Source organism: Collinsella sp., assembly GCF_052346665.1.
Classification (GTDB): domain Bacteria; phylum Actinomycetota; class Coriobacteriia; order Coriobacteriales; family Coriobacteriaceae; genus Collinsella.
In genome coordinates this window covers 35,198-46,129 of the sequence record NZ_DAWDUX010000015.1, presented here as the reverse complement: position 1 = coordinate 46,129, position 10,932 = coordinate 35,198, and the positions used below count along the sequence as shown (strand labels likewise).

Genomic DNA, 10,932 nt, shown 5'->3' with positions numbered 1-10,932 from the left:
AACGGATTTGATATGAGCCTCACCCCCATTCCCATCACGTCCATCCCGGGGTTCAAGTTCGGGCATTACACGGACCGAGCTGGAGGCACCGGGTGCACCGCGATCATCGCGCCCGAAGGGGCGACGGGTGGTGTGGACGTGCGCGGCGCGGCACCGGCGTCACGCGAAACAGACCTACTTAGGCCGGAAAACACCGTCGACAAGGTGCACGCCGTTATACTGAGCGGCGGATCGGCATTTGGACTCGAGGCCGCTTCCGGAGCCGCCACCGAGCTCGAGAAGCACGGGATCGGGCTCGATGTGGGCGTAGGCCGTGTTCCCATCGTGTGCTCCAGCTGCCTGTTCGACCTCGCCTTCGCCAACCCTCATGCGCGCCCCACGAGCTTCGACGGCGCCATGGCGGTGCGCGAGGCGCTCGTCACACCCTCATCGCTCCCCCTTGCCGAAGGATGCGTCGGAGCGGGCACCGGAGCCACCGTAGGCAAACTCGGCGGACCCGACCGCTGCATGAAATCGGGTCTTGGCGCACGCGCCTTCCAGCTGGGCGCTCTTCAGATGGGAGCCATCTCTGCGGTAAACGCCGTGGGCAACGTGATTGATCCCGCGACGCTCTCCCCCATCGCGGGTATGCGCACCAGCACCGACGGAGCCGAGATCGTCGACATGGAGGAAGCGATGCTCGACATGGCGGAGCAGCTGACCATGCCGCTCGACCGCACGAACACCACCATCTCCTGCATCGTGACGAACGCACACCTCACCAAGGCACATGCCACCAAGGTTGCCCAAATGGCGGCGGACGCCTATGCGCATACCATCCGCCCCACCCACACCAGCAATGACGGCGACACGATCTACATCCTCGCGAGCGGCGAGCTCGATGAGGAGACGAGCGCCGCAATCCCCATCGACCTTCTCGGACTCATGGCGACCAGGACGCTCGAGGCGGCTATCGTCGCCGGATGTACCGAGGCTACGGGGCTGCATGGCCTGCCGGCCCACCGCGATCTCGCCGCTTCATAATCGCCGGCCTGCGCCATGATATGGCGATGACGCGACCGTTGGCCGCTCCGCTTGCCGCGTCCCCGCTCGAGAGCCCGAAATCGGCTAGGATTAACACGTCTTAAGCGCCGAAGGACTCGGCGCGCATCGCTCGCCACAGGAGGCAATCAATGAGCTTTATCTCCAAAATCACCAGCGTGTTCCACAGCACCGACGATGCCCAAACGCCGGTGCCGGCGATGTTCGCCACGCGCGGCGACACCGTGTATGCGCCCATCTCGGGTATGCTCGTGAGCCAAAAGGAGATCGACGACGAAGCCATCGCCCAGGGGCTACTCGGTAAGGGCTACGGCATCCTGCCCGTTGGCAACGTCGTGTACGCACCTGCAAACGGCCGCATTGACGCGGTCACCGTCACCAACCACGCCATCGGCATGCTCACCGAGGGAGGTGCCAAGATCCTCGTCCACATTGGACTGGACACCGTCAACATGGACGGCAAGGGCTTCATCCGCTATGTCGAGGCGGGCGATATCGTCGTTGCCGGGCAGCCGATCTTGTCCTTCGATCAAGAGGCAATCAAGGCCGCGGGCTGCGATGACGTGGTCACCTGCGTGGTGAGCAACCCCGATGAGCTCGAGTCCATCGACCTCGTGGGCTCCTCCAACACACTGCTTGGCGGACGCCCGCTCGTCAAGGTCGGTGATGCACTCATGCTCGTAAAGTAATCCGCTCCGCATCTAACGTCCCGTTTCAGCAAGAACCGGGCACGCATACGGCCCGGAAGGCAGTACGTTCGTTACGCCTTCCGGGCCGTTTGGCAACCTTTCGCCTTAGACGATCAGCTCTTGTTCTCGATGCTGCCGATGTTCTTCAGCTCGATGGAGATGAGGCCGTTGGGCTCGTTCACGAACTGAACGTACTCGGTGTCCTTGAGCATCTCCGCAGGGAAGCTGATCTCGATACCCGTATCGGTGCGGATCTTATGATTACGCACCGGTGCGCGCTCCACCACGGCGCGCTCGACGGCAACGCGCTCGGGTAGGCGTTCCTCACGCACGCGCTCCTCCACACGCTCCTTGAGTACGGGCTCGTCCTCGAAAATGTCCTCGGCGATATCCCAGGGGGCGATCTCCTCATCCACCTCGACCTTCTCGGCGACGGCGGCCTTCGCCTTCGCGAGTGCCACCGCGGTGTTCGCCCCATGCTCCTCGGCGACCTCCTCGACGATGCGGGTCACCGCCTCGATGACCTCCTTGCCCGAGACGCCACCCTCGCATTGGAGCAGGCCATCGGGAATCACGAACGTGTCCTCGCCCATGATCTTGCGCTTTTTATCCACGTAGAACGCCTCCATGGAGCTCGCACGGACGAGCGCGTAAGAGGATACCTTCTGCGAGGGCCCGGGCAGGATGGCATAGCGCTTGGCGATGTCGTTGCGAACCTCGCCTCCCTCACGCGCCACCTCGTGCATGAACGCGGTGCGGCTCGCCATGAGTAGAACCGCGAACCAGCGCACATCGTCGTCGTCCTCGAAATCGGCCACGAGCACGTCGGTGGACTCGAGCTTGTCAGCCTTCGAGAGCTCGGAGGCGAAGAACTCCGCGATCTGCTGCGAGAGATCGACGAACTCACGATCGCCGAAGAAATACCCCTTGAGTTCGCCGGCAAACGCGCTGTCCTGCGCGAAGGCGGCGCGGCGGTTGTCGACGCTCGTGCGGGCTCGACGCAAATGGGAGCTCACGAATGAGCGCACGGCACGGGTATCGAAATCGAGCTCACGCTCGCTCAGCACATTGACGGCGGAGTCGAAGTCGAGGATATGCAGGATGGCGTGGTTGATCTTCACGAAGCGGTCCCTTCTGTATCATCCGAACTTCGCCATTATACCCGCGGCTGTTTGCAGCGCCTTGGTGACGAAGTCACAGACAAGGAGACGGCGTTTGCGTATGGTAGATACCGATAGGACACCCGGGGCGCACACCCCGATGCAAGCGAAAGGCTAGCGCAACCACGAGGCACCGTCGGCATGCTTACTTGCCAATCGAGGGTAAGAATGTTGATAACAGAGTCTGAAAACCGGAGGATTTTCGACATTCTTACCGCCAGAGGTGTCGCATCGTCCAAAAGCCCCACGTCTCCCGCAACCCGCGATGCCTACATCCGGTCCACCTGTACACACCAGATTGTCCGACAACCACCGGGGCCCCAACGAAAGGAACCGAGCATGAAAGTCATTATCATCGGAGGCGTTGCCGAAGGAGCGATCGCCCCGTCACGACCGGACGTTCATCTCCCCATCGCCAACACGCTGCGCAATTGCCCCAAAGGCTGGATGCGCGCTCTTGAGGGAGTCGATGATGCCGCTCGCCGCCCCCGCGGCACGCTCGACCGTCGCCGTTTTCACGAACGATATGACCACGTCTTTAACGAACTGCTGCAGGTCCTCATCGAGCGTTTCGACGGCATTGAGCATGAGCGGCACATTCGTCTTGCGATCCGCCATGATATCCGAAAAATGCGTGGCACCCGTCACGCCGATGACGTCGAAGAGCGCATCGACGAACCTACCGCGCTCGGCGAGCGTGTACTTGTCCATCCATGCGTCGAGGGTTGCATCGAAGAGCCGTGATGATGCGGTATAGCCATCTGCCCGCACGAATTCGGCGGCATCGACGTCCACGGCCCAGAGGAAGGGATTGTGCTGGAGCATCGACATGCCGTCACTCTCGACGATAGTCGGTGTGAAATCCGGCGCCTCGGAAAGCACGGCGCCAATCATGGTCGACTTGGGCACCGTCTTCTCCATGATGGGCATAATGCGACGATAGGGCTCCGCGGCGCAGAACTCGCGATGGAATCCCGGACCATCGTGAGAGAATACGCGCCGGATGCGCTCCCGGTGCACGGGCACGCACATGGCGGCGGCGTACACCGCGAGGTTTCCGCCTTTGGAATGACCACCCACGTACAACGTGCCGGACGTCAGCTCGGCAACATCGTCTACATATGCGGCAGCCTCCTCCTGGGCGGGAACGGGACTCAGGAAGGTCATGTTGAAGTCTTCCTTCCAGCCCACAACGGTGGAATCAGTCCCGCGAAACGCGATATAGGACGAACCGTCGGGAAGCCGAAACGTCATGGCGGCGAATTGCTCCTCGCTCACGTTGTCCGTCCTGAACCGCAAGATGGACAGGCGGCACGACCGAAACCGCGGGCTCGCGCATACGGCGAATAGGAGGTCCCGGCTGCCCTGTACATCCCAGCTCGTTCCGAACATATCGTCGAAATCCTCAGCTCGGAGGAGCTCATGCAGGGCGACCCCGCGCACCGTGCACGCGCGCGTGAGCTCAGGCCCCACGTGCGTGTAGGAGAGCCAGGAGAACACCAGGCTGTCGACCGTACACAGGGGACGCTCTTCGAACGTATCCATGGCCGTACGCACGTAATCCAGGAAATTCCCGGCGGGTTTTGCCTTGAGCGACAGCTTTCCCTTTTCTTCCATGGAGCGTCCGCCTCCCATCGACCATCCGTTTGGACCATTCTAGCCCGTGCGTGCACCCAAAAGCCCACGGCGACGAGGCGCGGGCGAAAGAAACCCCCGGCTCCCGCTAGGGAACCGGGGGCCTGGACATGCTCTCGACGAGGGACGCACACACTATGCACCCGTCCCCACAAGTACGTTAGTCGTTGAGACCGGCGTCGTCGATGATGGCCTTGAGGGCGGCGGCGGACTTCTGGAACTCGGCGTTCTCATCATCGGACAGGGCGACGGGAACGCGCGTCACCACGCCGTTGCGGCCGATGACGGTCGGCACGGAGATGCACAGGTCGTTGAGTCCGTACTCTCCCACCATGAGGCTGGATACCGGCAGGACCGTGTCCTCATCGCGCATGATGGCGGTGCAAATGCGACGCACGCTCATGGCGATGCCGTAATAGGTGGCGCGCTTCTTCTCGATGATCTCGTAGGCGCTGTTCTTCACATCATCGGCGATACGAGCCTCCGCGGCCTTATGGTCAAAATGACCGTGCAGCTCACAGTAATCATTCAGCGGCACGCCGGCGACCGTGGCGCTGGACCAAGCGGCGACCTCGGAATCGCCGTGCTCACCCACGATGTAGGCATGAACGTCGCGCGGATCGACGCTCAAGTGCTCCCCCAACATGTACTTGAGGCGGGCGGTGTCGAGTACGGTGCCCGAGCCGATGACCTGGCGCTCGGGCAGGCCGCTCATCTTGATGGCGGCGTACGTGAGAACGTCGACCGGGTTGGAGACGATCAGCAGGATGCCGTTGAAGCCGCTCTCGCGGATCTGGGGGATGATGCTGCCGAAGATGGCGACGTTCTTGTTAACGAGGTCGAGGCGGGTCTCGCCGGGCTTCTGGGCGGCACCGGCGGTAACGACGATGACGGCGGCGTCTGAGACGTCGGAGTAGTCGCCGGCGTAGATCTTCATGGGGCTGCCGAAGGAGACGCCGTGGGCGATGTCGAGAGCCTCGCCCTCAGCGCGGTTGCGGTCGACGTCGATGAGGACCATCTCGGTGAAGAGGCCGCTTTGCATAAGGGCGAATGCCGAGGACGAGCCGACGAACCCGCAGCCAATCACGGCGACTTTACGATCGTTAACCATGTGAATACTTCCTTTCCAATGCTCGACCCATGCGAGCAATTACCAATTACGTTATTTGCGACACTTCACGGTACCACTCGACACGTTCGCCGAATTTGCACTTGTGAAAACTTGCAAAACCGATTATAAGACATGCCCCCGCTGGGACCTACCCTAAAATACCCGCCTCCTCGATGGCGGAGACGGCGCGCTCGAGGCCCTCAGGCGGCAGAACGAGCGCCATACGGACATACCCCTCGCCGTGGGGCCCAAAGCTTGCACCGGGCGTCACGATAACCCCGGCCTTCTCCATGAGCTCCTCGCAAAATGCCATCGAATCGGTACGGCCACCGGGCAACTTGACCCATACGAACATGGAGCCATGCGCGTTGGGGCGCTCCCAACCCAGGCGCTCGAGGCCATCGCACAGGGCGTCGCGACGTTCCTGATACGTGAGGCGCTGTTCCTCAACTTCCTCAAGTGGTCCGGTGAGCGCGGCGATGGCGGCTTTCTGGATGGGCAGGAACATGCCGAAGTCGATCTGGCTACGCAATTTGGCAAAGGCGGCGACCACATCGGGGCGACCCACCAAAAAGCCGATGCGCGCGCCCGTGACGTTGAACGATTTGGAAAGCGAGAAGAACTCCACGCCAACCTCGAGCGCGCCGGGATGCGCGAGGAACGTGCCGCCGCGCGGGCCGTCGAAGACGATGTCGGAGTAGGCGTTGTCGTGGACGATGAGCAGGTCGTGCTCGCGCGCGAACGCGATGATCTCGTCGTAGAGGGCATCGTTGCCCACAGACCCCACGGGGTTTGCCGGAAGGGAGACGATCATGTACTTGGCGCGGTCCGCCACCGCGGGGTCGATGCCCGCCACGTACGGCAGGAAATCATGCTCGGCATCGAGCGGGTAATAGGCGAGCTCGGCGTCGGCGATCTTAGCGCCCGCCTCGAAGACGGGATAGCACGGATCGGGTACGAGAATGGTATCGCCCGGGTCGAGCAAGGCGAGGCCCAAATGCCCCACGCCCTCCTGCGTGCCATTGCACGAGGCTACCATGTCGGGCGTGATGCCCTCGACGCCAAAACGACGGGCATAGTAGTCGCACACCGCCTGCTTGAGCTCAGGCACGTCGCGCAGGGAGTACTTCCACATCTGCGGATCTTGAGCGGCCTCGGTCAACGCCTCCACGACATGCGGGTACGGGGCGAAATCAGGCGTACCCACAGAAAGGTTGTAGATCGTACGGCCCCGTTCCTCGAGGGCGACGCGGCGGGCGTTGAGGGAGGAAAACACCTCGGCGCCAAAGCGGTCGAGACGGCTTGAGAACTGCATGAACTGGTCCTTTCTCGTGCGCAGCGGTTGCATGTCGTGCGCCTTCGGGGCGTTCGATCTCATGCGGTGCCGCGCGCCTACTCAAGGGCGACGGCCGACGCACGGACGCGAGGCCCCGTGACGGGATCGGCAACCCCACCACGTTGGGCGCTTCATCCATTATGCGCCTGTTGCCCCCAGAGGGGAACGAACGGGGAAAATAAGGCCCCGCCGAACGATTCGACGAGGCCAAAACGCGGTTCCACTGGACAATGAGCATGGCCGGGCCCGATAGCCACCAAGGGTCGAAACTAGCGTCCCGCTACTTGACCTGACGGACCTCGATATTCTTCTCGTACTCCTCAACATGGGCGAAGTCGCCCAGTCCGGCACACTCGACCACATTGGCGCCCGTCGCCATCGAACGGCGCAGCGCGTCCTCCACGCGGTCGCGCTCGGCAAACCAAATGGAAAGGAAGGCAGCGAGCGAGGAGTCGCCGGCGCACACCGTGGAGCGGACTTCCACATCGAAGGTGCGGTTGGAGAACCACAAGTGCTCCCCATTTGAGAAATACGCTCCGGCACCACCAAGCGTGAGCAGAACGTTTTGCGCGCCACGAGCATGCAGCTCCGCCATAGCGTCCGCCACGGAGGCATCATCACCGGCGGTGACGTCGATACCGAAGATGTCGCGAAGCTCGTCATCGTTCGGCTTGATGAGCAGCGGCTCGAGCTCGAGAAGTTCAGCGAGCTGAGGGCTCGAGATGTCGAGTACGAATTGGGCGCCCTTCGCGCGAACGCGCTCGATGGCGCCGCGCAGGAAGCCCTCGGAAGCATTCGGCGGCAGCGAACCCGAGATCACCAGGCAGTCGAGGTCCTCAAGCCCGCTGATAAGGTCGAACATGGCCTGCTCGTCCGCCGCGGTGATCGCGGCACCGGCGTTCACCATGTTGTACTCGGTATCGGGGCCGGCATTTAAAAAGACGTTCACGCGCGTGATGCCCTCGGTCCAAACAGGCTTGACGCCGACGCCGAGCTCACGCGCGCCCTCGACGATGTAGCGGCCGGAGAATCCAGCGAAGAAACCCAGAATCGCCGTATCGACGCCATAGTGGTCGAGGGTGAATGAGACGTTGAGGCCCTTGCCGTTGGGCGTGTACACGGCATCGCGCGTGCGGGTGACCGTATTTGGCTGCAGGCCATCGCAGCAGATGTTGTAGTCGATGGCCGGATTGGGAGTGAGAGTGTAGATCATGTGCCGCCCCTTTCTTACGACCTCGGGCACAGAGGGCAATGAATGAGAAGGTCGGCGGCGCGGTGAGGTGCGCCGCCGACCGACAGGCAAGCGTTGCGAGGAAGTCCTACGCCAGTCGCTCGTTGATAAGACCGGCGACCTTCGCGGGATCGTCCTCGGCCTTGCAGGCGGCGCGGAAGACATCGTCGGTCAGGGCCGTGGCGACCTTGGAAAGGATCTGTAGGTGAGCGGTGCCCGCCTGGGACTCCGGCACGAGCAGGGCGATGGCGCAGGTCACAGGAGCGCCGTCCATGGTATCCCACGCGGCGACACCATCTGCGGCCTTGAGCACGACCACCGCGGGACGCACCACCGCATCGGTCTTGGCATGCGGGATGGCGTAACCATCGACCATGCCCGTGGTTCCCTCGGACTCGCGCTTGAGGAACGCGGCGAGCAGGGCATCGGAGTCGCTGGCGATACCAGCCTCGACAGCGTGGGCGGTGATCGCCTTAAGGGCACCGTCGCGGTCAAGATCGGTGGCGGACAGGACATCGGAGTCCTTCACAAAGCCCTCGGAGTCGTCGGCGTCAACGGGAACCTCAGCAGGGGCTTCAGCCGCCTCAGCGGTAGCGTCGACAGGAGCGGGGGCATCGTTGACCGCCACCTCGGCCGTGGCTTCACGCTGGGCCTTCGTCCACTCGGCCTTCTTGAACGCGGTGAACAGGATGCCGCCCACGACCGTGCCGGCGAGGATGGCGAGGACCCACTGCAGGCCGCCATCGACCACGGGCAGGACCAAGAAGCCGCCATGCGGAGCGGGCACGTGAACGCCCAAGAGCAGGGTAAGCACGGAAGCAATCGCCGCGGAGAGCATCGTGATGGGCATGACCGGCCAGATGTTCTTGGTCATGAACGGAATGGCGCCCTCAGTGATGTGCGTGCAGCCCAAGATGATATTGACGATGCCGGCATCGTGGTCCTCCTGGGAGAAGTACTTCTTGCCGGCAATGACGGCGAAACTCGTGACCAGCGGCGGAACGATGCAGGCAGCGGAAACGGCAGCCATGAACGCGGTGCCGTCGGCGTACTCCGCGGTGCCCACGCCAGCCTCGAGGCCGGCGCCCAGCAGCATGGTGCCGGTCACGTAGGCCGCCTTGTTGACCGGGCCACCCATGTCGACGGCGCACATGCAGCCGATGGCGATACCCAGCGGAATGGCGCCGGCGTGCTGCAGACTACGCAGAAAGTCCATCATGGCGTTGTTGATGGTAACCATCGGACCGGAGATGCCGAGCATCACGAGACCGACGATGAGCGTCGAGAACAACGGGTACAGGAAAATCGCCTTCAAGCCGTTGAGGTTGGCGGGCAGCTTGGCGAAGACCTTCTCGAGCAGCAGGATGACATAGCCGGCGAGGAAGCCGCCCACGATACCGCCGAGGAAGCCGAAGCCCACGCCGGAGCCGCCGGCGTCGATGAGGCCGGTCGCGGGGTTCACGGGAAGACCCTGGATGGCGATCATGCCGGCCACGAAGCCGGGGACGAGCGCCGGGCGCTTGCCGATGGACTCGGCGATGTAGGCGGCGAGCACAGGAACCATGAGGTTCATGGCGGTGCCGCCGATGGTCTTGAGCATCGCGGCGAACGTGTTGTAGTCGGCCGCGGTGGAGTCGAACGAGGTGATGCCCCACAGGAACGAGATGGCCGTGAGGACACCGCCGGCGACGACGAACACCAACATGTGGGACACGCCGTTCATGAGGTGCTTGTAGAGCTGATGGCCAATCGATTCCTTCTCGGCCTCAGCGGTCTCGGCGACGGCGACCGCAGCCGCAGCGGCGGGATCGGCTTTGGCGGCGAGGGCTGCGTCGATCAGGGCTCCGGCGGGCTCGACGGCAATCGCCTTAGAGACGCCAACGGAAACCATGGGCTTACCGGCGAAACGCTCGGCCTGGACGTCCTTGTCGGCGGCGACCACGACGGCGCGTGCGGCCGCGATCTCCGCCTGGGTCAACTCGTTCTCGACGCCCACCTGACCGTGGGTCTCGACCTTGATGGTAAGGCCGCGCTCGGCCGCAGCCTTCTCGAGCGCCTCCTTCGCCATGAAGGTGTGGGCAATGCCCGTGGGGCAGCCTGTGGCAGCGATGATGTCGTACTTCTCTGCCATGTTCCCTCCCTACTTCTCGTGCACCCCTTCGGTGCTTTCTGACAGCTTCAATCTACCATGCAGCGGTTTGATTGGTTTCTTTCATATATTAAATCTTCTGTGAAAGGTATTTCAACAGCCGTGAACGGCAAGAATCTTCCATTTACGGCATTGTTAATGAAAGAAATCAGTCATTGGGTATCATAAAGGAAAGGCAACCCCCTAAGGAGAGTCATGACCGCCCAAGATCTTCCGAGCGCACTCCCGCTCATCACCTCAAGCCGTCGCTTCCTCGACAGCGAGCAGCGCATCGTCGACTTCATCTTGGCCAACCCCGATCGCGCGCCCCAGATGACCTCGGCGCAGCTCGCCCGTGCCAGCAGCACGTCCGAGGCGTCCGTGTCCCGCCTCTGCAGGAAGCTCGGCTTTAAGAATTTCCGCTCGTTCCAGTTTTCCCTTGCCCGCGACCTCGCTGTCCAGGACGATGAGCAGGTCACGCGCGAGGTCTCGCTCGGCGACTTCGCCCAATCGCTCGCGAACATCAAAAACGCCAAGCAGCTCGAGATCGCCTCGACGCTCGACGCGCTCGATGAGGCGACCATGCGCCGCGTGGTCGACC

General features: G+C 62.7%; 9 protein-coding genes. 3 read left to right on the top strand and 6 right to left on the bottom strand.

Annotated elements, in window-relative coordinates; genetic code table 11:
* The first annotated feature begins 12 nt into the window (after window positions 1–12).
* Window positions 13–1,023 carry a P1 family peptidase gene (locus ACT8II_RS04220; protein ID WP_118653285.1) on the top strand — a complete coding sequence of 337 codons (1,011 nt, stop codon included), beginning with the start codon at window positions 13–15 and terminating at the stop codon, window positions 1,021–1,023.
* A 149-nt stretch (window positions 1,024–1,172) separates the two neighbouring features.
* Window positions 1,173–1,730 carry a PTS sugar transporter subunit IIA gene (locus ACT8II_RS04215; RefSeq protein ID WP_118653283.1) on the top strand — a complete coding sequence of 186 codons (558 nt, stop codon included), beginning with the start codon at window positions 1,173–1,175 and terminating at the stop codon, window positions 1,728–1,730.
* 113 nt (window positions 1,731–1,843) lie between these two features.
* On the opposite strand, the gene ACT8II_RS04210 is transcribed toward ACT8II_RS04215, so the two are convergent.
* The 6 genes from ACT8II_RS04210 to ACT8II_RS04185 form a co-directional block, all read right to left on the bottom strand.
* Window positions 1,844–2,851 carry a nucleoid-associated protein gene (locus ACT8II_RS04210; RefSeq protein WP_294123297.1) on the bottom strand — a complete coding sequence of 336 codons (1,008 nt, stop codon included), beginning with the start codon at window positions 2,849–2,851 and terminating at the stop codon, window positions 1,844–1,846.
* Window positions 2,852–3,277: 426 nt separating this feature from the next.
* A complete protein-coding gene (locus tag ACT8II_RS04205; RefSeq protein WP_294123295.1) occupies window positions 3,278–4,507 on the bottom strand; it encodes a DUF2974 domain-containing protein in 1,230 nt (409 codons plus the stop codon).
* Window positions 4,508–4,685: 178 nt separating this feature from the next.
* On the bottom strand, window positions 4,686–5,636 hold the full coding sequence (locus tag ACT8II_RS04200) for an L-lactate dehydrogenase (protein WP_118653279.1): 951 nt from the start codon (window positions 5,634–5,636) through the stop codon (window positions 4,686–4,688).
* A 148-nt stretch (window positions 5,637–5,784) separates the two neighbouring features.
* Complete coding sequence (locus ACT8II_RS04195; RefSeq protein ID WP_118653375.1) at window positions 5,785–6,951, bottom strand: pyridoxal phosphate-dependent aminotransferase; 1,167 nt, start codon at window positions 6,949–6,951, stop codon at window positions 5,785–5,787.
* A gap of 301 nt (window positions 6,952–7,252) precedes the next feature.
* On the bottom strand, window positions 7,253–8,185 hold the full coding sequence (locus ACT8II_RS04190; protein WP_118653277.1) for a 1-phosphofructokinase family hexose kinase: 933 nt from the start codon (window positions 8,183–8,185) through the stop codon (window positions 7,253–7,255).
* 106 nt (window positions 8,186–8,291) lie between these two features.
* Window positions 8,292–10,334 carry a fructose-specific PTS transporter subunit EIIC gene (locus tag ACT8II_RS04185; RefSeq protein WP_118653275.1) on the bottom strand — a complete coding sequence of 681 codons (2,043 nt, stop codon included), beginning with the start codon at window positions 10,332–10,334 and terminating at the stop codon, window positions 8,292–8,294.
* A 213-nt stretch (window positions 10,335–10,547) separates the two neighbouring features.
* Here ACT8II_RS04185 and ACT8II_RS04180 point away from each other — a divergent pair.
* Window positions 10,548–10,932 (top strand): MurR/RpiR family transcriptional regulator (locus tag ACT8II_RS04180; protein ID WP_443813050.1); only part of this gene is annotated, 385 nt, incomplete at its 3' end.